The organism is Erwinia sp. JH02 (assembly GCF_013074405.1).
Lineage (GTDB): Bacteria > Pseudomonadota > Gammaproteobacteria > Enterobacterales > Enterobacteriaceae > Erwinia > Erwinia rhapontici.
This window is the reverse complement of sequence record NZ_JABANZ010000009.1, coordinates 44,048-68,683: the sequence shown is the minus strand read 5'-3', so window position 1 is coordinate 68,683 and position 24,636 is coordinate 44,048. Positions and strand designations below refer to the sequence as shown.

The 24,636-nt window shown below is 57.0% G+C and carries 19 protein-coding genes; 4 read left to right on the top strand and 15 right to left on the bottom strand.

Translation table 11 applies throughout. The features are described from left to right. Positions 1-51: 51 nt before the first annotated feature. The 8 genes from HHI26_RS19820 to rppH all read right to left on the bottom strand — a co-directional run bounded on the left by HHI26_RS19820 (position 52) and on the right by rppH (position 6,610). The gene (locus HHI26_RS19820; protein ID WP_133846075.1) at positions 52-369 is read right to left on the bottom strand and encodes a prepilin-type N-terminal cleavage/methylation domain-containing protein; all 318 of its coding nucleotides are present in this window, start codon (positions 367-369) and stop codon (positions 52-54) included. Further along, a complete protein-coding gene (locus tag HHI26_RS19815; RefSeq protein WP_171149557.1) occupies positions 359-772 on the bottom strand; it encodes a DUF2509 family protein in 414 nt (137 codons plus the stop codon). The genes HHI26_RS19820 and HHI26_RS19815 overlap by 11 nt, the downstream gene beginning before the upstream one ends. Continuing rightward, a complete protein-coding gene (locus HHI26_RS19810) occupies positions 772-1,323 on the bottom strand; it encodes a prepilin peptidase-dependent protein (RefSeq protein WP_133846077.1) in 552 nt (183 codons plus the stop codon). The genes HHI26_RS19815 and HHI26_RS19810 overlap by 1 nt, the downstream gene beginning before the upstream one ends. Continuing rightward, on the bottom strand, positions 1,314-1,775 hold the full coding sequence (locus HHI26_RS19805) for a prepilin-type N-terminal cleavage/methylation domain-containing protein (RefSeq protein ID WP_159337924.1): 462 nt from the start codon (positions 1,773-1,775) through the stop codon (positions 1,314-1,316). The genes HHI26_RS19810 and HHI26_RS19805 overlap by 10 nt, the downstream gene beginning before the upstream one ends. A 237-nt stretch (positions 1,776-2,012) precedes the next feature. Beyond that, positions 2,013-2,807 carry a thymidylate synthase gene (thyA, locus tag HHI26_RS19800; RefSeq protein WP_133846079.1) on the bottom strand — a complete coding sequence of 265 codons (795 nt, stop codon included), beginning with the start codon at positions 2,805-2,807 and terminating at the stop codon, positions 2,013-2,015. Beyond that, positions 2,804-3,682 carry a prolipoprotein diacylglyceryl transferase gene (gene lgt / locus HHI26_RS19795; protein ID WP_133846080.1) on the bottom strand — a complete coding sequence of 293 codons (879 nt, stop codon included), beginning with the start codon at positions 3,680-3,682 and terminating at the stop codon, positions 2,804-2,806. Before lgt ends, thyA begins: the two co-directional genes overlap by 4 nt. 141 nt (positions 3,683-3,823) lie before the next feature. Beyond that, positions 3,824-6,070, bottom strand: coding sequence for a phosphoenolpyruvate--protein phosphotransferase (gene ptsP, locus HHI26_RS19790; protein ID WP_133846081.1), 2,247 nt, complete (start codon positions 6,068-6,070; stop codon positions 3,824-3,826). A gap of 12 nt (positions 6,071-6,082) precedes the next feature. Next, a complete protein-coding gene (gene rppH / locus HHI26_RS19785; protein WP_133846082.1) occupies positions 6,083-6,610 on the bottom strand; it encodes an RNA pyrophosphohydrolase in 528 nt (175 codons plus the stop codon). Between the two features lie 682 nt (positions 6,611-7,292). On the opposite strand from rppH, the gene mutH reads away from it, so the two are divergent. The 4 genes from mutH (at position 7,293) to HHI26_RS19765 (ending at position 10,472) form a co-directional block, all read left to right on the top strand. Beyond that, positions 7,293-7,982, top strand: a complete 690-nt coding sequence (gene mutH / locus HHI26_RS19780) for a DNA mismatch repair endonuclease MutH (RefSeq protein WP_133846083.1) — start codon at positions 7,293-7,295, stop codon at positions 7,980-7,982. A 99-nt stretch (positions 7,983-8,081) separates the two neighbouring features. Next, on the top strand, positions 8,082-8,792 hold the full coding sequence (locus HHI26_RS19775) for a TerC family protein (RefSeq protein WP_133846084.1): 711 nt from the start codon (positions 8,082-8,084) through the stop codon (positions 8,790-8,792). A gap of 176 nt (positions 8,793-8,968) precedes the next feature. After that, positions 8,969-9,184 carry a YgdI/YgdR family lipoprotein gene (locus tag HHI26_RS19770; protein ID WP_133846085.1) on the top strand — a complete coding sequence of 72 codons (216 nt, stop codon included), beginning with the start codon at positions 8,969-8,971 and terminating at the stop codon, positions 9,182-9,184. A 247-nt stretch (positions 9,185-9,431) separates the two neighbouring features. Then, positions 9,432-10,472, top strand: coding sequence for an NADP(H)-dependent aldo-keto reductase (locus HHI26_RS19765; RefSeq protein ID WP_133846086.1), 1,041 nt, complete (start codon positions 9,432-9,434; stop codon positions 10,470-10,472). Positions 10,473-10,520: 48 nt separating this feature from the next. Here HHI26_RS19765 and lplT read toward each other — a convergent pair whose 3' ends face one another. The 7 genes from lplT to HHI26_RS19730 all read right to left on the bottom strand — a co-directional run bounded on the left by lplT (position 10,521) and on the right by HHI26_RS19730 (position 24,600). Then, positions 10,521-11,738, bottom strand: a complete 1,218-nt coding sequence (gene lplT, locus HHI26_RS19760) for a lysophospholipid transporter LplT (protein ID WP_133846087.1) — start codon at positions 11,736-11,738, stop codon at positions 10,521-10,523. Next, positions 11,735-13,891 carry a bifunctional acyl-ACP--phospholipid O-acyltransferase/long-chain-fatty-acid--ACP ligase gene (gene aas / locus HHI26_RS19755; protein ID WP_171149556.1) on the bottom strand — a complete coding sequence of 719 codons (2,157 nt, stop codon included), beginning with the start codon at positions 13,889-13,891 and terminating at the stop codon, positions 11,735-11,737. Before aas ends, lplT begins: the two co-directional genes overlap by 4 nt. A gap of 127 nt (positions 13,892-14,018) precedes the next feature. Continuing rightward, entirely contained in the window at positions 14,019-15,572 is a 1,554-nt protein-coding gene (locus tag HHI26_RS19750; RefSeq protein ID WP_133846089.1) for a methyl-accepting chemotaxis protein, read from the bottom strand. Positions 15,573-15,673: 101 nt separating this feature from the next. Then, complete coding sequence (locus HHI26_RS19745; protein ID WP_171149555.1) at positions 15,674-17,065, bottom strand: efflux transporter outer membrane subunit; 1,392 nt, start codon at positions 17,063-17,065, stop codon at positions 15,674-15,676. Between the two features lie 16 nt (positions 17,066-17,081). After that, positions 17,082-20,180, bottom strand: coding sequence for an efflux RND transporter permease subunit (locus HHI26_RS19740; protein WP_133846091.1), 3,099 nt, complete (start codon positions 20,178-20,180; stop codon positions 17,082-17,084). Then, the gene (locus HHI26_RS19735; protein ID WP_133846092.1) at positions 20,177-23,368 is read right to left on the bottom strand and encodes an efflux RND transporter permease subunit; all 3,192 of its coding nucleotides are present in this window, start codon (positions 23,366-23,368) and stop codon (positions 20,177-20,179) included. Before HHI26_RS19735 ends, HHI26_RS19740 begins: the two co-directional genes overlap by 4 nt. Next, positions 23,365-24,600, bottom strand: coding sequence for an MdtA/MuxA family multidrug efflux RND transporter periplasmic adaptor subunit (locus HHI26_RS19730; RefSeq protein WP_171149554.1), 1,236 nt, complete (start codon positions 24,598-24,600; stop codon positions 23,365-23,367). The genes HHI26_RS19735 and HHI26_RS19730 overlap by 4 nt, the downstream gene beginning before the upstream one ends. Positions 24,601-24,636: the final 36 nt, after the last annotated feature.

The window sequence follows — 24,636 nt, the reverse complement described above, 5'->3', positions numbered from 1 at the left end:
ACGCCGGAGGCTACTGTAACCCGATAAGCCCGGCTTGCAAATGTCACTATGTTATCGGTTTCTCTCATCGCACTGGAGGTGCGTCAGTTCGGCACGCCGCCCGGCGGGGCTGATTGCCTGCACGGTGATCAGTTGGCAACCCTGTGGGCCGCTACGTGACTGTTGCTGTATTTGCCAGCCTGCGGTCGCCTTCCCCTCTCGTCGCTGGAAAGCCTGCCACCAGGCATCGCGCTGCTGCCACTGCCAGTGGAAACCCTGCCCCAGCACCTGCTGGTAGTGCAGCAACGCCGTGTAACTCAGGCTGAACAACAGCAGAGAAAACAGGATTTCCACCAGGCTAAATCCCTGCTGCGTGCGACTAGTTGACATCGCAGGCCCCCTCCCCGGTCAAGGGGCAGTAATCCAGCCAGCCGTGCGGCTGTGCCTGTAAAGTCCCGTTCGCTTGCTGACCGACCCAGCGATAAAGTGCCAGCGTATCTGGCCCACTGTCACCGCGCAGTAATTGATCAACGGGCTGAAAACAGGCACGCCAGTGATGCTCCGCTTGCTGCTGGCAATGCCACTCTTCAGCCGCAACCCAGTGCAAACGTTCGCCCCAGGCCAGGGCGGACATCGCCCCGGTAAACTGCTGAAGGTAATGTCGTTCATCGCCCACCTGGCTCATTGAATCATCAAGCTGCCGTCGTGTGGTGTTCAGCATCAGAGTTCCCATCAGCAGGATCATCATCACCATAACGAGTGCCCCGCTACCCCGCTGTGTCGATGTCTGCATCACAGATTCTCCGCCGTCAGCCAGTGTTCCAGATCGCGCACGATACCCGGATCGCGCTGCGCAAAACCACTGAGGCTGACCTTGATCTGGCGCCCTGTCTGGACCAGCTGAAAAACACGGATGCCAACGCGCCGGGGGTCATTCAGCCTTTCCCAACCGCCGCCCTGGCAGTCTGTGACGCCACGCTGCATTTCCAGACTGGTGCCACGCAGACGGTAACCATAAACTTCACTGTCCTCACGCCCCGGCGCTTCCCAGCGGCCATTACTGTTTTCATCCCAGCGCACCAGCAGGCATCCCGCTGAGATGTGTAACCCGGGTTGTGCAGCATCACGGCAGTTGCCGTGGCAGTACCCGGCACGCCGCACGGCTTTTTCCAGGGTGTGCATGATCTGCTGAAGATCCTCATGCAGTTGGGTCTGCATCATGAGACGCAGGTTTTGTGCCTGAAGCTGCGGCAGCGTGCGCGCCGCTGACAGCATTAACATGCTGCCAATCGCCATCGCCATCAGCATTTCCAGCAGCGTGAATCCCTGGGCCTTCATCGACAGTTCTCTTCAGAGGGTGAACAGATGCGTACCCGTCCACGAGACGAGACAACAATCCGCCGCTTACCGGCTGCGTTGCCGATTAAAATACTGCCGGGATGGGCGGTATTTTTCTTGCCATAAAACCCTAAATCGCTGGTGACCAGCTCAACGCTCACGCCGGGGTGCGGTGCACGTAACGTATGTTTTGTGATGCTCAGACAATCTGCCGTCCCCGCCCCCAGGCACCAGCGCCCGGCGGATTTCAGCCACAAGAGATGCACAGTATTGTGCCAGTTGGCATCACTGCGCAGCCGTTGCAGCAGACGCTGGATCTGCTGGGCACTGTCGTTCAGTTGCTGCCGCTGCTGCCAGCTGTGCCAGCCGCTCCATGCGCCCAGGCTCAGCAGACTGACAATCGTCACTACCACCATCATTTCCAGCAGGGTAAACCCGCGCACGTTTTTCGTTTTCATGCACGACAGTGTGCGCTTTCCGTTCGCTCAAACCAGCGGCAGTTGGCAGGGTTGCGCGCCGTCTTCCAGACTGATTGCCCACTTGCATGTGCTTTCATTCAGATGACAAGAAGGCTCTTAATGTTGGGGAAAATACAGGGAGGTGAACAAGCCAGTGAGGAGAGATAAAGCGGTAACATCAACAACAGAGAGGGTTTTGTCGAAAGGTGATGCCCCCGGTTAAGGGGGCATGCAGGTCTAGATTGCGACCGGGGCTTTAATTGCCGGATGCGGATCGTAGCCTTCAATCTCGAAGTCGTCGAAACGATAGTCGAAGAGGGAAGCCGGTTTACGTTTGATCACCAGCTTCGGCAGCGCACGCGGCTCACGCGTTAACTGCAAACGCGTCTGCTCAAGGTGGTTGCTGTACAGATGAGTATCCCCGCCCGTCCAGACAAAATCACCGACTTCCAGGTCACACTGCTGCGCCATCATATGCACCAGCAGCGCATAGCTGGCGATGTTAAACGGCAGGCCGAGGAAGATATCGCAGGAGCGCTGATAAAGCTGGCAAGAGAGCTTGCCATCAGCCACGTAGAACTGGAAAAACGCATGACAGGGTGCCAGCGCCATCTGATCCAGCTCACCGACATTCCAGGCGGAAACAATGATGCGACGGGAGTCCGGGTCGCTTTTCAGCTGTTCGACCACTTTCGTCAGCTGGTCAATCTGAGCACCATCGGGTGCTCCCCAGCTGCGCCACTGTTTTCCGTAAACCGGGCCAAGATCGCCATTTTCATCAGCCCACTCGTCCCAGATCGAGACCTTATTTTCTTTCAGGTACGCGATGTTGGTGTCACCGTTCAGGAACCACAGCAGCTCATGAATAATCGAGCGCAGATGGCACTTTTTGGTGGTAACCAGCGGGAAACCTTCCTGCAAATTGAAACGCATCTGATGACCAAAAATCGACAATGTGCCGGTGCCGGTACGATCATTTTTCGGCGTGCCCTGGTCGAGCACATGCTGCATTAACGCCAGATACTGTTTCATTTTTCCTCACGAAGCTGTGGCTGCGGACGACGACGATACGCCCAAATCATCATAATCACGCCAGCCACAATCATTGGTACAGAGAGGATCTGCCCCATGCTGATGCCGCTGAACAGGCCAAGCTGCTGGTCAGGCTGACGGAAGAATTCAACGATAATACGGAACGCACCGTAGCCAATCAGGAACAGCCCGGATACCGCGCCCATCGGGCGAGATTTACGAATAAAGACATTGAGGATGATAAACAGCACGATACCTTCAAGGATCAGCTCATAAAGCTGTGAAGGATGACGTGGCAATACACCGTAGGTTGACAACAACTGCTGCCATTCAGGATGGGTTGCGACCAGGGCGATATCTTCGCTACGCGAGCCAGGGAACAACATCGCCCACGGCAGATTGGGGTCAACGCGGCCCCACAGCTCACCGTTAATAAAGTTGCCGAGTCGGCCAGCACCCAACCCAAATGGGATCAGCGGTGCCATAAAATCAGAAACCTGGAAGAAATTGCGTTTGGTGCGCCAGGCGAAGATCAGCATCACCACGATCACCCCAATCAGGCCTCCGTGGAAAGACATGCCGCCATCCCAGACTTTAAACAGGTACAGCGGGTTATCCAGGAACAGCGGCATATTGTAGAACAACACATAGCCGATACGCCCGCCGAGGAAGACACCCAGGAAACCGGCATACAGCAGATTTTCTACTTCTTCTTTTTTCCATCCGCTACCCGGTTTGTTAGCACGGCGAACTGCCAGCCACATCGCGAAAACGAAACCCACCAGGTACATCAGTCCGTACCAGTGCAGTGAAACCGGTCCGATGGAGAAAATCACCGGATCAAATTGAGGGAAAGCCAGATAGCCGTTATTCATCTTTCACCATTAGTAAAGTCAGTCCTGACAGGCAGCCGCACACTCCGGGGCTGCATAAGGCGCGCATCATAGCATAATGCGAATTATTGCGGCCTGAGCTAACTGTAAACTTTGTTAAGCAAACGCTGCCAAAAAACACGGTTAACGGCCACCACGAATCAGGCCGCCTAAACCTCGCCGCTCCATAAACGAGGCCACCAGATGACGTACCTCTGTCGCGAACTGGGCTTCCATACCCCGTTGCGCCAGGACTTGTGCATCTTCATGCTCAAGATGGCTCAGCAGGTATTTTACGCGTGCCACGTTGCGGCCATTCATACTGAGATGGTGATAACCCATGCCCACTAACAGCGCCACGCACATGGTATCACCGGCCATTTCACCGCACAGACAGAGTTCGATACCGGCGCGTTGGGTTTCATCCGCAATACTTTTTAATGCCCGCAGCATCGCCGGATGCAGGCTGTCATACAGACTGGCCACCCGGGTATTGTTACGGTCAACCGCCAGCAGATACTGTGTCAGATCGTTGGTGCCCACAGAGACAAAATCGACGCGCCCCTTAAGCTGCCCGATCATAAAGATCATGGAGGGGACTTCGATCATGATGCCAATGCGCGGCTGTGGAATAACATAGCCGAGCATCTCTTCCACTTCACGCGCAGCACGTGCGATCAGGCGGCGGGCCTCATCGATCTCTTCCAGACTGGTGATCATCGGCAGCAGAATATTCAGATTGCCGCTGGCGACATTGGCACGCAACATGGCGCGCAGTTGCACCAGGAAGATCTCCGGTTGATCCAGCGTCAGACGAATACCGCGCCAGCCAAGACAAGGGTTTTCTTCACTGATGGGCATATAGGGTAGCTGTTTATCCGCCCCCACATCCAGAGTACGCAGGGTCACCGGCTTATCCAGGAACAGTTGCAACATGCCCTGGTACTGCGCCACCTGCTCTTCTTCCGATGGAAAACCGTTTTGCAGCATAAACGGAATTTCGGTGCGATACAGACCCACACCGTCCACCCGGTTCCCTACCATCTTCTCGTGTTCGGCGCTTAGGCCTGCGTTGAGCATCACTTTTACCGGCTCACCGCTTTTCAGCGCGCCGGGCAGGAAGACAAAATCCTCCGCCAGCAGGCTCAGTTCATTCTCTTCGCTGATCAGCCGCTGATATTCCTGCACCAGCACGGGTTCAGGATCGACCAGCAGTTCGCCACGATAGCCGTCAACGATCAGCAGATGCCCTTTCATCAGCTCGGGCTGGATGTCAGCACCCATCACCGTTGGGATGCCCATCGCCCGCACCATAATCGCGGCATGCGAGTTGGCGGCACCATCGCGCACCACCACCCCCGCCAGGCGGTCACGCGGCAGCTCGGCCAACGTGGTGGCGGTCAGCTCATCGGCCACCAGTACAAAGCGCTCAGGCCAGGTGTTAGTGCCCTGCATGGTGTCATCGAGGTGAAACAGCAGACGCTGCCCCAGCACGCGCAAATCGCCTGCACGCTCACGCAGATAGCTGTCCTGCAAGCTGGCAAACTGCGCGGCGAATTTTTCAATGACTTTTTTAACCGCCCACTCGGCCACCGATCCGGCATCGATTTCCGCCAGCAGGTCTTTTTTCAGCCGGGCATCACTTAAGAGGTGTGAATAGAGATCGAAGATCGCCGCACTCTCTTTGTGCATGCTGGCAGTAAAACGCTTGCTGTAACGACGAAACTCGTTCGAGGCTTCACTCATGGCGAGCGCGAGGCGTTCGCGTTCTCGCACGGTATCGAGGGTCGATGCCGCGAAGACGTTTTCCAGTGAAGGCTGGCTAGAGTCGACCCAACCCTCCGCTACCGCAACGCCAGGCGCCGCCGCCAGCGCACGAATGCGGGTTTGACGGTACTGGCCAAACAGGGCATTAAGCTGTGACTGTGAGAGGATCGCTGCCATTTGCGTGGCCAGCGTAACCAGAAAAGACTCTTCACTTTCGTCGAACTGACGATGTTCGCGCTGCTGAACCACCAGCACGCCAAGCAACTGGCGACGGCTGATAATCGGCACGCCAAGAAAGGAACGGAAGCGCTCCTCTTTCACCGAAGGAATATATTTGAAGCTGGGGTGACTCTGCGCATCGGCGAGGTTAATGGGCTCTGCAAGCCGCCCTACTAAGCCAACGATACCTTCATCAAATGCCAGGGCAACAGTGCGCCCACGCGGCTTTTTTAGCCCACGGGTAGCCATCAGGTAATAGCAGCGACGATCGTGATCCGCGAGATAGACCGAACAGACTTCGGTTTGCATCGCCACACAGATTTCGTTAACCAGAATATCCAGCGCCTCGGTAAGCCGGGGCGCTGCCGCCACTTTCTCAACTATTTCGCGTAGCTGTGTGAGCATAATCTACGTGGCTTAACCTCTCTTCCGTCGAAAACCTGGCGCATTTCGCTGTACGGTATTCTCCTGCAGGGGCATAACCACACTGGCAAACTCTTTCATCACGCGGCGGTAAACATCGCGTTTAAAAGAGACCACCTGGCGTACCGGATACCAAAAGCTCACCCAACGCCAGCCGTCGAACTCTGGCGTGCTGCTGGTTTGCATATTGATATCCGCGTCATTGCACATCAACTGCAGAAGATACCACTTCTGTTTTTGGCCGATACAAACCGGCTTTGTGTCCCAACGCACCAAACGTTTTGGCAACTTATATCGTAACCAGTTACGGGTGGATGCAAGGATGCGGACATCCTTGCGGTTCAAACCGACTTCCTCGAAAAGTTCGCGGTACATCGCCTGCTCCGCCGTCTCCCCTGCGTTAATACCGCCCTGGGGAAACTGCCAGGAGTGCTGACCAAAACGTCTGGCCCACAACACCTGTCCCTGCCTGTTACAAATTACGATACCAACATTCGGGCGGTAGCCATCATCATCGATCACCGGACTACCTCAAACTAAAACTGGATGTTCTGATTGTTTCATACTCCTTACAGACGGTAAACCACTGCTTTTAGGGGATGTGACTGCATCCGGCTGGGATAACTTGCCCTTTTTTGCAAAGTTATAAACAGATACCCGGATAAAAATGCGATCTTATTCACGTTTTCTGTGGATAGCTTTGTGCAGAACTCTGTTAACAGGTGGGGAAAACTTTTTGACTGGCACAGAGCGACTTTTTTAAAACTAAGAATAACCCCCTATTAATCATCATCTTTTGCCGTTAACCACAGGCTTTCAACCGCTTGTCATTTGGCTGTCATCATCCGATGATCGCCAACTGGTGAAAGATCGAACGCCTTGCACGTTATCCACAGAATATGCCGATTAGTTAGGCATGAAAAAGGTAAAATAGTGGAAAAGAGCCAACGTCAAGGCTGTAAATGGAAACAGTATTATTATAAAAAGTGAGTTATCCCACTTTTCTGTGGATAACTACCCCGGTGATCCTGTTCATTGTCGGTGGCAAGCCGGGTAAAACTGTAGAGAGAGGCTTTTTTTTACGTGCCTGATGCAATAAAAAAACATGATTTATCATGCTATTATTGGTGTTTTCCCCAGACCTGTCCGGGATATTTTCTCTGTGGGCAAATGACGGCTATTTTTTGAACAAATTACGGACGTGATGATGACTGGTGATCTCTACCTCGTTTCTCCGCCAGAAAATGAAGACGAACTGATGGCGCGCGCCGCCGCACTGGCCGGTTATACGCTGGGCGAACTGGCAGCGCGCATCCACCTGCCCATCCCACGCGATTTAAAACGCGACAAAGGCTGGGTTGGCCTGTTGCTGGAACGCTACCTCGGCGCCAGCGCCGGCAGTAAGCCAGAGCAGGATTTTGCCGGGATTGGCATTGAGCTGAAAACGATTCCGGTTGATGCCAGCGGCCGCCCGCTGGAAACCACGTTTGTCTGCGTGGCACCGCTGACCGGCAACAGCGGTGTCACCTGGCATAACAGCCACGTACGCCATAAGCTAACGCGAGTACTCTGGGTGCCCGTGGAGGGTGACCGCGCTATTCCACTGGAACAGCGCCATGTGGGCGCGCCCTTATTATGGAGCCCGGATGCCACAGAGGAGTTGCAGTTGCAGCGCGACTGGGAAGAACTGATGGATATGATCGTGCTGGGCCAGGTTGAGCAGATTACCGCACGTCACGGGGAGTTCCTGCAAATCCGGCCGAAAGCGGCGAACAGTAAAGCGCTGACAGAGGGAATTGGCCGTGACGGGCAGCCGATCATGACGCTGCCACGGGGTTTTTACCTGAAGAAAACCTTTACCGGCCCGCTGCTGGCCCGGCATTTTCTGCTATAAAAAACCCCTGTAAAGATTTTCCCGCTGCAGTAAACCTTAGGTATAATCGTCGTTTAGCTTTCGTTTAACTTTTATTAGAATTTAGGATGCAACATTACCATGTTTGACTGGATTGCCGATCCCAATGCCTGGTTAGCGCTCGGTACGCTAACGATCCTCGAAATTGTCCTCGGGATTGATAATATTATTTTCCTCTCGCTGGTGGTGGCAAAACTGCCTAAGCATCAACAGAATACCGCCCGCCGTATCGGTCTGGCTGGCGCCATGTTGATGCGTCTTGGCCTGCTGGCCTCGATTGCATGGGTTATCCGCCTGACGGACCCGCTGTTTACGCTGATGGATCATGCATTCTCAGCGCGCGATCTGATTCTGCTGTTTGGTGGATTATTCCTGCTGTGGAAGTCGAGCATGGAAATTCATGAAACCATTGAAGGTGGCGGCGGTGAGCACAACACCAATGTGCATTCATTTATCGGCGCTATCGTGCAGATCATGCTGCTGGATATTATCTTCAGCCTTGATTCCGTCATTACTGCCGTGGGCCTCTCCGACCATCTGGTTATTATGATGGCTGCCGTGGTGATCGCGGTACTGGTGATGATGTTTGCCGCGCGTGCTATCGGTGATTTTGTTGACAGACATCCGTCGGTGAAAATGCTGGCGCTGGCGTTCCTGATCCTCGTGGGTTTCACGCTGATGCTGGAAAGCTTCAATATTCACATTCCTAAAGGCTACATCTATTTCGCCATGTTCTTCTCTATGGCGGTGGAATGCCTCAATCTGGCACGCAATAAAAAACGTCCGCTGTAACATCACCTCCTTACCCGGCCTGTCGGGCTGGGTAAGGAAATAGTGGTGATGCAATGTCAATGGTGTGTTGTGCGCACGATCCATTTTCAGACTCATACTATTATCGCTACAGGGAAAATAGTTTATTACTACACTTATGCTGAAGTGTTGAGTAATGAAGAGTAAGGGAGACAACGATGAAGTGGATTTTTAGCGCAGCGGTGCTGGGCATGGCAGTATTAGCGAGTGGTTGCAGCAGTAATTATGTGATGGCAACCAAAGACGGCAAGATGATTATGACCGACGGTAAGCCGCAGATTGATAAAGATACTGGTCTGGTGAAATATACCGACGATTCCGGCCACGAACTGCAAATTAACGGTGATGAAGTCTCGTCCATCGTTGAGCGTTAATTTTTAACGCAACAGTCCCATCATTCATTCGAGTTGCAGAATCAACCGACTTCTGCGACTTGATAAAGGATGAGTTTCAAGCGGCCTTTATAGCACTTCCCGATAAATACCCTCTTCCCCCACCCGCGCTGCACGGTTATAGTCGAAAACCGGGTTTTTGGCGTAACCTGCCAGCCCCAGGCAAAAAGCCCCTGTTGCGGACGCCCTGATGTCCCTGACCTTTGACGAATGAAAAAGGAAGCCGGCCATGCATTATCACCGTATCCCTCACAGCACCCTGGAAGTCAGTTCCCTGGGGCTGGGCACCATGACGTTTGGTGAGCAAAACAGCGAAGCCGACGCCCATGCACAACTGGATTTAGCCCTCAGCCGCGGGATCAACCTGATTGATACCGCCGAAATGTACCCTGTGCCACCCCGCCCGGAAACCCAGGGCCTGACCGAGCAATATATCGGCAGTTGGCTGAAGGCCCGTGGCAACCGCGATAAAGTCATTCTCGCCTCTAAAGTCTCCGGCCCGGTACGCGGTGCCGATGCCTCTATCCGGCCAAATCAGGCGCTGGATCGCAAGAATATTCGTACGGCGCTGGATGCCAGCCTGAAACGTTTGAACACCGACTATCTTGACTTATACCAACTGCACTGGCCGCAGCGTCAGACCAACTATTTTGGCAAGCTGAACTATCAGTACACCGATAACGCCGCCACCGTGACGCTGCTGGAGACGCTGGAAGCGCTGACTGAGCAGGTGCGCGCAGGTAAAATTCGCTATATCGGCGTATCCAATGAGACGCCGTGGGGCGTGATGCGCTATCTGCAACTGGCAGAGAAACATGAACTGCCGCGTATTGTCAGCATTCAGAATCCCTACAGCCTGTTAAACCGTAGCTTTGAACTGGGGCTGGCAGAGATCAGCCAGCACGAAGGGGTTGAACTGCTGGCTTACTCCAGCCTGGCGTTTGGCACCCTGAGTGGCAAATACCTTAACGGCGCGAAACCTGCCGGGGCGCGTAATACGCTGTTCAGTCGCTTTACCCGTTACAGCAGCGAGCAGTCGAATCAGGCAGTAGCCGAGTATGTCGCGCTGGCGAAGCAACACGGGTTAGATCCGTCACAGATGGCGCTGGCCTTCGTGCGTCAGCAGCCATTTGTTGCCAGCACCCTGTTGGGCGCCACCACGCTGGAACAGCTGAAGATCAATATTGACAGCTATGATGTCACGCTGAATGAAGAGGTGATTGAAGGGCTGGAAGCGATTCACCGTCGCTACACCTACCCGGCACCATAAGAACCGCAGGCAGGGCGATCGTTCGCCCTGCCTGGTCTGACTGCCCCGTCAGAGCTGACGGGTAACTTTGCGTTTCTGCGCCAACTGCCAGCCCCACAGCACCGCAATCGCCAGCGCAAACAGCGCACCAAAGCCAACGCCTGTCGCCACTGGCGGCGCACCAAACTTAATCGCCAGCGTGTAAAGCCCAAGCATCAGCAGCATCGCGGTGTTCTCACCCAGATTCTGTACTGCCACCGCATTCCCCGTGCCTACCGAGTCTTTGCCACGCATCTGCAATAACGCGTTAAGCGGTACGACGAAGAAGCCGCCGAGCATCCCGATAATCACCAGCAGCACATACGCATTGATGGCCTGCTGCTGTAATGAGAAGAACAGCACCGCCACGCCAATCAGTACACCTGCAGGCATACAGCGTCCCACGGTTTTTAACGTCACCAGCTTCGCTGCGGCAATGGCGCCGAAGACGATCCCAATCGCCACCATCGCATTCAGCAGCGTCGGCGTTTTATTGTCGCTAATCCCCAGCGCCACCGGCACCCACAGCACCAGCAGGAAACGCAACGTCACGCCCGCGCCCCAGAACATACTGGTACCCACCAGTGAGAAACGGGTTTCGCCATCACGCCACAGGGTACCACAGGCGCGGAAGAAGCTGGCCGACATGCGGGCCGGATGCCATGACTGACCGCCGCGTGCGACCGCCAGTTTTGGGATCAGCACATTCGCCGCCACCGCCAGCGCATAAGCCAGCACGCAGGCCACCAGCGCCGCCGTCAGATTCCAGTCAGCAAGAAACCCACCCGCCACCGATCCCAGCAGGATAGCGGCAATGGTGGAGGACTCCATCAGACCGTTGGCTTTCACCAGCGTGTCACCGCCGGTCAGCTCCCCGAGAATGCCGTATTTCGCCGGAGAATAGGCCGCCGCACCAATCCCCACCAGGCTGTAGCCGAGGAACGGGTCAAAACCAAAACAGATCACCAATGCGCCCAGTAGCTTGAGAGCATTGGCAAACATCATGACCCGCCCTTTGGCAAAGCTGTCGGCCAGTTGCCCGACAAACGGGGCCAGCAGGATGTAGGTGGCCACAAACATCATTTGCAGCACCGGCTGGCTCCACTCCGGGTAGACCAGTGATTTCATCACAGCCAGCGTGGCAAACAGCAGCGCATTGTCACCAAATGCGGAGAAGAACTGCGCCACAATCACCGCCATCATGCCCTTGGACAATAGCGGCTGACCACTCACCTGGGATGTGCTCATGCCTGTTCCTCCGACTTTTCAGCCATTTCACGCAGAGTGACGAAATCCGGTTTACCGCTGCCCAGCAGCGGCAGCTGTGACAACACGCGAATATCACGGGGAACAGCCAGCTCAGGGCTGCCCAGTTCACGCGCCGCACGGGTCAACTGTTCGCGGGTCAGGCTGGCATCGGTGGTAAACAGCACCAGAGCCTCGCCGCGATTACCGTCCGGTTTGATGGTTGCCGCATGCTGTTTCTCCCCTGAGGCTTTCAGCGCAATCAGTTCAACACTTTCCAGCGAGACCATCTCTCCGGCAATTTTCGCAAAGCGCTTCACGCGCCCCTGAATCTGACAGAAACCGCCCTCATCAAAGCTGACGATATCGCCGGTGTCATACCAGCCAGCGTCCATCTGACCTTCGCCGTTATCCGCCTGAGGCGCTTCCAGCACGCCAGGGCGCTCAACGCGCAGATAGCCTTTCATAATGTTCGGGCCACGCAGCTGTAACAGACCGCCCTGCTCGATCCCCGGTACAGAAACCAGGCGCGAATCCATGCCCGGCAGGATGCGACCCACGGTGTGGGATTTCGCGGCCATCGGCACGTTGATCGCCACCACTGGCGCGCACTCCGTTACACCATACCCCTCAAGAATACGGATGCCGTATTTCTCCATCCACAGTTCACGGGTCTGGTTTTGCAGCTTCTCCGCCCCCGCCACCACGTAACGTAAACGGGCAAAGTCATACGGACTGGCAAAACGCGCATAGTTCCCCAGGAAAGTGGAGGTGCCAAACAGCACGGTGCAGTTACGGTCATAAACCAGCTCCGGCACAATGCGATAGTGCAGCGGGCTGGGATAGAGAAACACTTCCGCACCGGTCATCAGCGGGGTAAACAGGCCCACCGTCAGGCCAAAGGCGTGGAACAGGGGCAACGCTGACATAAAACGATCGCGCGGCGTAAAGTCAGCCACGGTGCGGATCTGTTCAACGTTCGCCAGCAGGCTTTTATGCGAATGCACCACCCCTTTCGGGTTGCCTTCAGAGCCGGAGGTAAACAGCACCATCGCGGCGTCTTCCGGCTGCTGCGGCACCTGTGCCCGGGAAGGCATCAGCAGATGGCGCAGGATCCACAGTTTGTCCTGAGTTGTGACGGTATCTTTCAGATCTTCGAGGTAAATCCACTGCACCTGAGGGATGCCTTCCGGCAGATGCCACAGTTTGCCTTTGTCGAGGAACTGACGCGAGGTGAACACTGTTTTCACTTCAGACGCGGTCAGAGCGCTGGTCAGCCCTTTCACGCCTGCGGTGTAGTTCAGCATCGCCGGAATACGCCCGCGCATTGATGCACCGAGGATCGCCGCTGCCGTGACGGTAGCATTTGGCAGTAACAGGCCGATATATTCCCCCGGCTGGCTATAGCGTTCCAGAATACGCCCCACTCCGAGCGACTTTTTCAGCAGCCCGGTGTAGCTGTCAGGTTTAAAATTGACGTCTTCCACGCAGGGTTTAAACAATCCATAGCGGGTGCGTGCGGCCAGGAAGGCCTGGTACAGTGTTTCACGCGGACGTACCGCCATGCGGGCTTCCATCATGATGTGATGCAGATGCTCACCCGCCAGGCGACGACGATCGCGCGCACGCGGTGCTTCGGGCATCGGAATAATCGTCGCAGGCAGTACGGTCAGAGTGATACGTGGAAACAGACGGCGTTTAAACACACCGGCGAGGCGGCCAAACAGGGTGTATTCGGCACCTTCAATGCGCAGCGGCACCACGGTCGCCTGCGATTTTGCCGCGACAAAACCCGCGCCATCGTAGATTTTCATCAGCGAGCCGGTCACGGTAATACGCCCTTCCGGGAAGATCACCACCGGGCGCCCCTGGCCAATCAGCCGCACCAGGTGTTTGATGGACATCGGTTTGGTCGGGTCGAGGGGAACGAAGTCGATCACCGAGCGCAGCGCACGCATATACCACTGTTCGCTGATAGAGGAGTAGACGGCAAATACGGGTTTCACCGGCAGGAAAACCGCCAGCAGGATGCCATCAATGAATGACATATGGTTCGGGGTGATCAAGACCTTCTCTTTATAAAGCCCGGAGAGATCGCCCGTCAGGCGGGCACCAAACAGCACCCGTAGCAGAAAACGCAACACAGAGAACAGCATGCTTTGTCCTTTTTCGCTGTAACAAATTGCGTTAACGATGCAGCAAAGGTGCGGACAACTCAATATCTAATACTTTTTTCCTGTTTCTCCGCTAACGGGGCAAGCACTTCGCCCCGTTAGCCCCGGATTAAATTTTAAACACCGCCATCGCCTGCACCAGCTGCTGGCTCTGATCTTCCAGTGAACGGGTGGCCACGGCAGACTCTTCTACCAGTGCGGCATTCTGCTGCGCCACCTCTTCCATCTGGCTGACGGCAACGTTCACCTGGTCAATCCCCTGGCTCTGTTCACGCGAGGCATTGGCGATCTCTCCCATCAGCACATTGATGCTGGCGATCTGCCCGGCAATGGTATTCATGGTGTCGCTGGCTTTAGCGGTCAGTTGCGATCCGGTATCCACGCGGCTGCGTGAGTCGGCAATCAGTGCGTGGATCTCTTTCGAGGCCTGCGCACTGCGCTGAGCCAGGGTACGCACTTCATTCGCCACCACCGCGAAGCCCCGCCCCTGCTCGCCGGCACGTGCGGCTTCTACTGAGGCATTCAACGCCAGGATATTGGTCTGGAAAGCGATACCATCGATCACTTCAAGAATGCTGGCAATACGATCGGAGCTGCGGGAAATCTCCTTCATATTATTCATCACATCACTCATCAGATGGTTACCGGCACTGGCCGTACCCGAGACATTTTCCGACAGTTCATGACCATGACGGGCATTTTCAGCATTATGTTTTACTGTTGCCGTTAGCTGTTCCATGCTGGCGGCGGTCTCTTCCAGCGAGGATGCAGAAATTTCGGTACGGCGCGACAGATCGTCATTACCGTTCGCCAGCTCGGCACTGCCCGTTTCAATCGCCAGGCTGGCATCACGCACCCGGCTGACCGAGTTCATCAGTGACTGCTGCATCAGCGCCAGTCCGGCATTCAGGCGGCCCAGTTCATTGCTGCCCGCTTCCGGCAGCGGCCGGGTCAGGTCACCGCTGGCAATAAACTCCAGCTGATTCACCGCCTGATTCAGCGGTTTCAGCAACATCACCCGCAGTACCATCCACCCCAGTGCAATCAGCACCAGCGTCAGCACAAAGCAGATAGCGATCAACACCAGCATCCGCGTACGGTCGGCGCTGGCCTGTTCAAGCTGCTGCTGCCCGGTTAACTGGGCATAATCAAAGAACGCTTTGTTGGCCTGGTCGAAGGCGATGCCCAGCGGGCGCAGACGGGTATCAATCATGGCGTAATAGGTGGTGAGGTCACGCTGTTGCAGAGCCTCAATCATCGGCTTCAGCCCTTCACTCATATACGTCTGGTAGGCGCGGTTAATATCCTCTCCGAGCGCTTCGCCCTTGCCGCTGCCTTTGACGGCGGTAAAGAAGCGCGCAAGGTCATCATGGGCTGCCGCCGCATACTTGCCCGCACGTTCAGCCGCGGCGGCCCCTTCCGGTAGTTTACCCAGTTCAATATTCCGCACCGCCAGTGAAGCCACCACGCGGATACGCTGCATGTTGGTGTTACTGCTGGCAAGGTTGCCTAGCTGCACGCCCTGGGTCAGGTTGACCGCATTCAGCGCGTCGTAAGATTTACCAATCGCCACCACGCCCAGCACGCTAACCACCAGCAGGATCAGTGCCATAAGCGCGAGCAGGAGAAGCAACCCGGTACGAATCGAGAGATTTTTGATCATGATATTTTCCGCAGGTGAAGTTTTTTTTAGGCTATAGCGGGTATATCGGCAGGAAGAGAGGATAACTGTAGGGGCGGGCCCGTGCCCGCCCACGCCCCATACTACTGCGTTTTCCAGCCGCCACCGGTTGCTACAATCAGCTGCACGCTGGTCACCCACTGGGTGCTTTGCAGTGTCAGCAGGCTCTGCTGCTGGGTCAGGCTGGTATTCTCGGTGGTGGCCACGTCGAGATAGTCGATCATCCCGGCCTGATACTGATTGTTAGTGACGCGTGCGGACTCCTGTGCTGAGGCCGCCGCACGCTGCTGCGCCTGCATTTCCGACTCAAAGGTGCGCAGTGCCACCAGATAGTTTTCGACCTCTTCAAAGCCGGACAACACGGTCTGCCGATAGCTGGCCACATCCGCATCGTACGCGGCGCGTGCCTGATCCACTTTCGCGGAGGTGGCACCGAAATCAAGCAGCGTACCGCTCAGGCTGGGTCCCAGCGACCAGACGCGATTGGGTAAGGTCAGCAGATGACTGAAGCTGGAGCCGGAATAGCCCGCGCTGGCGCTGAGCGTCAGATCCGGGTAGTAACCGGCAATCGCCACGCCCACGGCGGCATTGGCGGCGGCCACCGTGCGTTCTGCCTGGGCGATATCCGGGCGACGTTGCAGTAAATCTGCCGGCAATGTCACTGGCGCCGCCGGCAGTGTGGCCTGAAGCGGTGCCACTGCGAGGCTGAACTCTGCCGGGGTTTTCCCCATCAGTACCGCAATCGCATGTTCAAGCTGAGCACGTTGCCAGCTGAGATCCAGCGCCGAAGCCCGTGCGCTTTCAAGCTGGGTTTCCGCCTGCGCCAGGGTGCCGCGTGATTCACTGCCTGCCTGGTATTTATTCTGGATAACCGTCAGGTAGCGCTGATAGGCATCCACGCTTTTCTGATACAGCGCGATGCGCTGGTCAAGAATGCGCAGCTGGAAATAGTCCTGTGCCAGTGTTGACTGGGCGCTGAGGGTAATATTCGCCAGTTCGGCCGCGCTGGCCTCTGCGCTGGCCCGGTTCTCCTCCAGCGTGCGACGCAGTTTGCCCCAGAGATCCAGCTCCCAGGATGCGGAAGCCTGCAATGCGTGGCTGTTACTGACCGACTGACCGCTGGTGCTGGTGGTGGCAGATGCCCCGCTGCGCGTCGAACTGCCCGTCCCGGTGACCGCTGGTAGCAGATCGCTGCGCGATTCTGAGGCCAGCGCCAGCGCCTGGCGGTACAGGGCTTCATACTGCGCCACGTTCTGATTCGAAATCTTCACCTGACGCAGCAGGCTATCCAGCGTGCTGTCGTGATACACCGCCCACCAGTCGCCTTTGCTGAGCTGATCCTGTGGCGTGGCCTGCTGCCAGCCTTTGGCCTCTTTATACTGCAACGCGGTCGGGGCTGTCGGGCGCTGGTAATCCGGGCCAACGGCACATCCGCCAATCAGCAATGCCAGTACAAGAGGAGTGAGTTTTTTCATTTTCATCATTATTGAGTTATTCAGCATGACGCAGGCGCAGCCACTGACGTCGTGTGGCACGACTGACGCGGTCAAGATAGAGGTACACCACCGGAGTAGTGAATAAGGTCAGTAACTGGCTCAGGGCCAGGCCACCGGCAATCGCCAGCCCCAGCGGGCTGCGCAGATCGGCATCTCCCCCGCTGCCCAGCGCCAGCGGCAGTGCGCCGAAGAACGCCGCCAGGGTGGTCATCATTATCGGACGGAAGCGCATCAGACAGGCCTGAGTGATCGCCTGTTGTGGTGTCATTCCTTGCTTACGTTCGGCCGCCAGCGCAAAGTCGATCATCATAATGGCGTTCTTTTTCACGATGCCAATCAACAACAGGATGCCGATCAGCGCGATCACCGTCAGCTCCGTGCCGGTTAACAGCATCAGCAGCAGCGCGCCCACCCCGGCGGACGGCAGCGTGGAGAGAATGGTTAACGGATGAATATAACTTTCATACAGCATCCCCAGCACGATATACACCGCAGCCAGCGCCGCGAGGATCAACCACGGCATTGAGGCATTCAGCTCGGCAAAGGCCTGCGCGGTGCCGGCAAAACCGGCCTGAATGGTGTTCGGCAGGCCAATTTTTGCCATCGCCGTTTTCACTGCCGCCTGCGCCGCTTCAAGGGATGCACCGTCCTGGAGGTTAAAGGCAATGGTGCTGGTGGCCGACTGCCCCTGATGGTTAACCGACAAGGGTGCATTGCTGCCGCTGATGCTGGCAAAAGCCGACAGCGGAATGCGATCGCCGCTGTCATTGACCACAAACAGCGTGTTGAGCGTATCCGGGTCGCGCGTCCATTCCGGGCTGAGTGACATCACCACATGATACTGATTCAGCGTTTTGTAAAGCGTGGCAACCTGACGCTGGCTGAAGGCGTTATTCAGCATGTCATCCAGCATCTGCACATCCACGCCCAGCCGGGTGGCGCGGTCACGATCGATAGTGATCATCACTTCCTGCCCGCCGGTCTGCGAGTCAGAGTCAATGCTGGTCAGCAGGGGGATCTGCTCCAGCGCCGCCTTCACTTTCGGTGTCCAGATACGTAGCGTATCCAGATCGTCAGCCTGCAGGCTGTACTGATACGAGGCATTCGCACTGCGCCCGCCGATATGCAGATCCTGCGCCGCCATCAGGAACAGCTCCACGCCAGGCACATTCTGGGTTTTACCGCTGAGGCGGTTGGCCACTTCGCTGGCACTGGCATCACGCTGGTCGAAATCTTTCAGATGGACGAAAAACATGGCGGTATTACGCGAGCCAAATGCCCCGCTGCCCATCGAAGACATCACCCCATCCACCGCCGGATCTTTTTCGATCATCGCTGCATAGGCTTTCACTTTCGGTTCCATCGCCTGGAATGAGACGTTCTGATCGGCACGCATCATGCCCATCAGCAGCCCGGTATCCTGGTTCGGGAAGAATCCCTTCTGCACCACCGAATAGAGAAAGACGTTAAGGATTACGGTCAGCAGCAGGCTGAACATCGTCAGGCGCTGATGGCGCATCACCCATGTCAGCGCAGCGGCATAGGCAGCCAGCAGGCGGTTGAGGCCATTTTCAATCCACTGATAGAGCGGATGTGGGCGTTTCGTCACCGCCGGTTTACGCTTCAGCAGACGCGAACAGAGCATCGGGGTCAGGCTGAGTGAGACCAGCATGGAGATAATCAGTGAGGCGGTGAGCGTCACGGCAAACTCGCGGAACAGGCGCCCGACAATACTGCCCATCAGCAGGATCGGGATAAACACCGCCACCAACGACAGCGTCATCGACAGCACGGTGAAACTCACTTCCTGCGCACCTTTGATCGAGGCGCGCACCGGGCTGAGCCCCTCTTCGATGTAGCGGGTGATATTTTCCAGCACCACGATGGCATCATCCACCACAAAGCCGGTGGCGATAATCAGCGCCATCAACGACAGGTTATCGAGGCTGTAGCCGCACAAATACATCACCGCGCAGGTGCCAATCAGCGATACCGGCAGCGCCAGCGCCGGGATCACCAGCGCACGCACATCGCGCAGGAAAACAAACACCACGCCGATGACCAGCAGCATGGCAATCAGCAAGGTCTCTTCGGTTTCATACAGCGAGGCGCGCACGTTGGGCGAACGGTCGACCACAATGGTCAGTTTCACGTCAGCGGGCAGATCTTTTTCAATCAGCGGCAGTTGGGCTTTAATGCCATCGATGGTCTCCAGCATGTTAGCCCCGGCGGAACGGGTCACACCGATGGTCACCGACGGTGAACCGTTATAGAAACCAGCGCTGTAGTTATCTTCCACGGAATCAGACACCTTAGCGACATCGCTCAGGTGAATGGCAAGCCCGTTGCTGTAGCTGACCACCAAATTACGGTACTGGCTGGCCTGATCGAGCTGGCCGTTGCCGTCCACCATCCATGACTGGCTTTTCCCTTCCAGCCTCCCTTTCGGCAAATTGGTGGTGCTGTTAGCGATGGCTTCACGCACGCTGTCCAGTGACACACCCGCCTGGCTTAACTGCTGAGGTTGCAGGTCAATTCGTACCGCAGGCAGGGCACTCCCGCGCAGGGAAACATCCCCCACGCCCGTCACCTGGGCGATCTTCTGTTTGATTTTACTGTCGGCCAGATCGTACAGCTCAGCGCTGGTGCGCGTGGTGGAGGACAGCGCCATCATCAGTACCGGGGCATCGGACGGGTTGGCTTTCTGGTAGGTAGGCAGCGACGGCATACTGCTCGGCAGCAGGCTGCGCGCTGCGTTGATGGCAGCCTGCACATCGCGCGCCGCACCGTTAATATCGCGATCGAGGGCAAACTGCAGGATGATATTGGTCGAACCTTGAGAACTCTCCGAGGTCATCTCAGTGATACCGGCAATCTGCCCCAGCGCGCGCTCCAGCGGCGTGGCCACTGTGGCGGCCATCGTTTCCGGGCTGGCCCCCGGCAGATCAGCCGATACCATAATGGTCGGGAAATCCACCGTAGGCAGTGGGGCGACCGGCAGCAGGCGATAGCCCAGCGCCCCCAGCAGCACCAGCGCCAGCGTGAGTAACAGCGTGGCAACCGGGCGGAAAATAAACAGACGCGTCATACTCATTCACGCCCCCGTGCGGCGTCTGAGCGGCGCAGATAACGTTTCATGCGCAGTGACAGTCCATCAAACCACAGGTAGATCACCGGGGTGGAGAACAGTGTCAGCACCTGGCTGAAGATCAGCCCGCCAACAATCACCAGGCCCAGCGGCTGACGCAGCTCTGCACCCGAACCGGAAGCCAGCATCAGCGGCAGCGCACCCAGCAATGCCGCCATGGTGGTCATCAGAATCGGACGGAAGCGCAGCAGGCAGGCCTGGTGGATCGCCTCACGGGGGCTGAGGTGCTGCTTGTGCTCGGCCTCCAGCGCAAAGTCGATCATCATAATGGCGTTCTTTTTCACAATGCCGATCAGCAGGATCACCCCGATCAGTGCGATCAGGCTGAATTCGGTATCCGCCAGCATCAGCGTCAGCAGCGCCCCTACCGCCGCCGACGGCAGCGTGGAGAGAATGGTCACCGGGTGAATAAAGCTCTCGTAAAGAATACCCAGTACCACATACATGGTCAGCAGCGCTGCGAGGATCAGCCACAGCGTATTGCCGGTTGCACTCTGGAATGCCGCCGCTTCGCCCTGATAACGCAGGGTAATCGACTGCGGCACCGCCAGTGAAGTGCTCTCCTCACTGATGGCCTGCTGCGCCTGTTCCAGCGAATAGCCATCATTGAGATTGAAGGAGACAGTCACCGCCGGGAATTGATTCAGCCGCATATGTACCAGCGATCCGGTACGCAGGTGTATGCTGGCGACCGAGGTCAGTTTCACCATGCCACTGGTGGTGGTGCTCGTTGTGCTGTCCGTTGAACTGCTGCTGGTCGTGCTGGTGCTGGTTGTACTGGTTGATGATGACGCACTGCTGCTGGTTGAGGGTTGCAGATAGATATCATCAAACGAGGCCGGAGACTGCTGGAATGCAGGCGCCACTTCCAGCACCACGCGATACTGATTCGACTGGGTGAAAATGGTGGAGATCAGGCGCTGACCAAAGGCGTTATACAGCGCGGTGTCTACGTCTGAGGCAGTAATGCCGTAACGGGCGGCGGCATCGCGGTTCAGCTCAACGTATGCCACCTGCCCCTGATCCTGCAGGTTACTGACCACCGAGCTGAATTCCGGGCGCTGCTGCAATGCGCTGACCAGCTTCGGGGACCACGCCACCAGGTTCTGGCTATCCGCATCATCAAGCGTCAGTTGGTAGCGATCCGGGGTAACCTGATCGTTCACCGTCAGATCCTGCGCGGATTGCAGATACAGTGAGATGCCCGGCACCCCCGCCGTCGCCTGTTGCAGCTCGGCAATTACGCTGTCGGCGCGTTCATCGCGCTCGTCAAACGACTTGAGGTTAATCTGCAAACGGCCGCTGTTCAGGCTGGTATTACTGCCGTCGATCCCCACCGTCGAAGAGAGGCTTTCGACCGCCGGGTTTTTCAGGATAATTTCCGCCAGCTGCTGCTGACGCCGTGACATCTCTTTAAATGACACATCCTGAGAGGCGACGGTGACGCCCTGGATCAACCCGGTGTCCTGCGCCGGGAAGAACCCCTTCGGCACCACCAGATAGAGCAACGCCGTCAGGGCCAGGGTGGCTAACGCGACACACAGCGTTAGCCGTTGATGGTTGAGGACGACGGTCAGCAAGCGATCATATCCGGCCACCAGCTTGTCAAAGAACTCGCCGCCTTTGCGGTAGAAGCGCGTCTGGCGGTGTGCAGGAATATGGCGCAACAAATAGGCACACAGCATCGGCGTCAGGGTGAGCGACACCAGCATGGAAACCAGTATTGACACTGCCAGCGTGATGGCAAATTCGCGGAACAATCGCCCCACCACATCCCCCATAAACAGCAGCGGGATCAGTACCGCAATCAGCGAGAACGTCAGGGAAATAATGGTAAAGCCAATCTGCTGCGAGCCTTTCAGTGCGGCTTCCATCGGGCTTTCGCCCTTTTCCAGACGGCGGGAGATGTTCTCCACCACCACAATGGCATCATCAATCACGAAACCGGTGGCTACCGTCAGCGCCATCAGCGACAGGTTATTGAGGCTGAATCCGGCGAGATACATCACGCCAAAGGTGCCCACCAGCGACAGCGGCACGGCAACGCTTGGGATCAGCGTCGCCGCAACGTTGCGCAGGAACAGGAAGGTCACCATCACCACCAGCGCAATCGACAGCATCAGCTCAAACTGCACATCGCTAATCGATGCGCGAATGGTCTGGGTACGATCCGACAGCACGGTGACTTTGACGCCGTCCGGCAGCGCGGCCTGGAGTGTCGGCAGCTGCGCTTTAATGCTGTCCACTACCGAAATCACGTTAGCGCCCGGCTGGCGCTGCACGCTGATGACAATCGCCGGTGCGTTATTGGCCCACGCCGACTGATAAGTATTCTCAGCCGCTTCTTCAATGTGCGCCAGGTCGCGCAGACGCAGCGCCGAGCCATTTTTCCAGGTCAGGATCAGGTTGCCGTATTCAGCGGCAGTGCGCAGCTGATCGTTGGCATCGATGGTGACCGAATGGTACTGACCATCAAAGCCCCCTTTCGACCCATTGACGTTGCTGTTGCTGACCAGCGTATTGACGTCCTCCAGCGTCAGGCCATGTGCGGCCAGCGCTTTCGGGTCCATCTGCACGCGGATGGCAGGCTGATGCCCCCCGGCCAGCGTCACCATGCCCACCCCGGAAATCTGTGACAGTTTTAGCGCAATACGGGTGTTCACCAAATCCTGCACTTTGGTCAGCGGCAGCGTGTCTGAACTGGCGGCTAAGGTGATCACCGCGCTGTCCGCCGGGTTGACCTTTTTATAGGTCGGCGGATTGGGTAAGTCGGTTGGCAGCAGACTGTCGGCGGCATTGATCGCCGCCTGCACTTCCTGTTCGGCCACATCCAGTGACAGATCGAGAGAGAACTTCAGGCTGATCACCGACGAACCGCTGGAACTGCTGGAGGCCATCTGGCTGAGGCCTGACATCTGCCCAAGCTGGCGCTCCAGCGGTGCCGTCACGGATGAGGCCATCACATCCGGGCTGGCACCGGGATAGAGTGTGGTGACCTGAATGGTCGGATAATCCACCTGCGGCAACGCCGATGTGGAGAGCATACGGTAGGCAAAAATACCGGAAATCAGCACGCCCACCATCAGCAGGATGGTGGCTACCGGGCGTTCGATAAAGATGCGCGATGGGTTCATTGCGCTTTCTTGCCCCCGATAGCGGCGGCCGTCTCTTCGGCGGTGACCACCGAGACTTTACTGCCGTCAGTCAGACGGTCGATGCCTTCCGTCACCACCTGCTGACCGGCGCTGACGCCTTCAAGGATCGCCTGCTGGTCGCTGCCAAACACCGGCCCGGTTTTCACCGCTTTGCGGGTCACCGTGTTGTCTTTATTGACCACGTACACAAAGCTGCCATCGCTGCTCAGTTGCAGCGCTTGCCCGGGGATCACCGTCGCCTGTTTCAGAGTGCTGGTTTGCAGGCGCAGGTTAACAAACTGATTGGGATAGAGCGACTCGTCGAGGTTGGCAAACTGCGCTTTCAGCGTAACGGTGCCTGTGCTGGTATCAATCTGGTTACTGATGAACTGCACTTCCCCCTGCGCCAGCTCGCTGCTACCCTGCTGGTCGAACGCGGTGGCAGGCAGGCTTTGATCGTTGTGCAGTGCTTTCAGCAACGTGGGAATATTGCTCTGCGGCACGCTGAAGGTGACGGCGGCGGGTTGCGTCTGTGTGATGGTCACCAGCCCGGTCGTTGAGCTGCTCTGCACCATATTACCGGCATCCACCAGACGCAGGCCAACGCGCCCGCTGATCGGGGCGGTGATACGCGCATATTCAATATTGAGTCTGGCGGCGTCAATCTGTGCCTGGTCGGCTTTGACCGCCCCGCTGTACTGCCCGACCGTGGCGATCTGGGTATCGAGGTCCTGACGCGCCAGCGAGTCCTGAGCATACAGTTTTTGATAACGGGCCAGCGTCAGTTGCGCGCTTTTCAGCAGTGCCTGATTTTGGTTCAGATCGCCCTGATACTGCGCCAGCGTTGCCTGGTAGCTGCGCGGGTCGATCTGCGCCAGCACCTGGCCGGCGGCCACTTTCTGCCCCTCTTTGAACCAGACGTGCGTCAGCTGTCCGTCGACACGGCTGGTCACGGTCACCGTCGCATTGGGGATCACCGTACCCAGCGCCGTCAGATAGACCGGCACATCAGCCAGCACCACGGGGCCAGTGTGCACTGGCGTCGTCATGCCCGCCATCGTCTGTCCTGGCCCACCCGGGCCCCCCGGGCCACGCATACCGCCAGGGCCACCGGCTCCGTTCTGACCGTGCGGCCAGAAACGCCAGGCCAGAGCAGCGGCGAGCAATAGCAAAATAACGCAGAGGATGATTTTACGCCGGGCGTGCGACTTCTTCGGGGAGGTAACGGTCATGAGGCTCTGTTCAATAAGATGCAGCAAGAGGATAAA

Excerpts from the sequence above, each read along its gene's own strand:
- ptsP (WP_133846081.1), bottom strand. The coding sequence starts at position 6,070 with ATGCTCACACAGCTACGCGAAATAGTTGAGAAAGTGGCGGCAGCGCCC.
- HHI26_RS19765 (WP_133846086.1), top strand. The coding sequence starts at position 9,432 with ATGCATTATCACCGTATCCCTCACAGCACCCTGGAAGTCAGTTCCCTG.
- thyA (WP_133846079.1), bottom strand. The coding sequence starts at position 2,807 with ATGAAACAGTATCTGGCGTTAATGCAGCATGTGCTCGACCAGGGCACG.
- HHI26_RS19805 (WP_159337924.1), bottom strand. The coding sequence starts at position 1,775 with ATGAAAACGAAAAACGTGCGCGGGTTTACCCTGCTGGAAATGATGGTG.
- HHI26_RS19740 (WP_133846091.1), bottom strand. The coding sequence starts at position 20,180 with ATGAGTATGACGCGTCTGTTTATTTTCCGCCCGGTTGCCACGCTGTTA.
- HHI26_RS19745 (WP_171149555.1), bottom strand. The coding sequence starts at position 17,065 with ATGAAAAAACTCACTCCTCTTGTACTGGCATTGCTGATTGGCGGATGT.
- mutH (WP_133846083.1), top strand. The coding sequence starts at position 7,293 with ATGATGACTGGTGATCTCTACCTCGTTTCTCCGCCAGAAAATGAAGAC.
- HHI26_RS19730 (WP_171149554.1), bottom strand. The coding sequence starts at position 24,600 with ATGACCGTTACCTCCCCGAAGAAGTCGCACGCCCGGCGTAAAATCATC.
- lplT (WP_133846087.1), bottom strand. The coding sequence starts at position 11,738 with ATGAGCACATCCCAGGTGAGTGGTCAGCCGCTATTGTCCAAGGGCATG.
- HHI26_RS19750 (WP_133846089.1), bottom strand. The coding sequence starts at position 15,572 with ATGATCAAAAATCTCTCGATTCGTACCGGGTTGCTTCTCCTGCTCGCG.
- aas (WP_171149556.1), bottom strand. The coding sequence starts at position 13,891 with ATGCTGTTCTCTGTGTTGCGTTTTCTGCTACGGGTGCTGTTTGGTGCC.
- HHI26_RS19735 (WP_133846092.1), bottom strand. The coding sequence starts at position 23,368 with ATGAACCCATCGCGCATCTTTATCGAACGCCCGGTAGCCACCATCCTG.
- lgt (WP_133846080.1), bottom strand. The coding sequence starts at position 3,682 with ATGAATAACGGCTATCTGGCTTTCCCTCAATTTGATCCGGTGATTTTC.
- HHI26_RS19775 (WP_133846084.1), top strand. The coding sequence starts at position 8,082 with ATGTTTGACTGGATTGCCGATCCCAATGCCTGGTTAGCGCTCGGTACG.
- HHI26_RS19770 (WP_133846085.1), top strand. The coding sequence starts at position 8,969 with ATGAAGTGGATTTTTAGCGCAGCGGTGCTGGGCATGGCAGTATTAGCG.
- HHI26_RS19820 (WP_133846075.1), bottom strand. The coding sequence starts at position 369 with ATGTCAACTAGTCGCACGCAGCAGGGATTTAGCCTGGTGGAAATCCTG.
- HHI26_RS19815 (WP_171149557.1), bottom strand. The coding sequence starts at position 772 with ATGCAGACATCGACACAGCGGGGTAGCGGGGCACTCGTTATGGTGATG.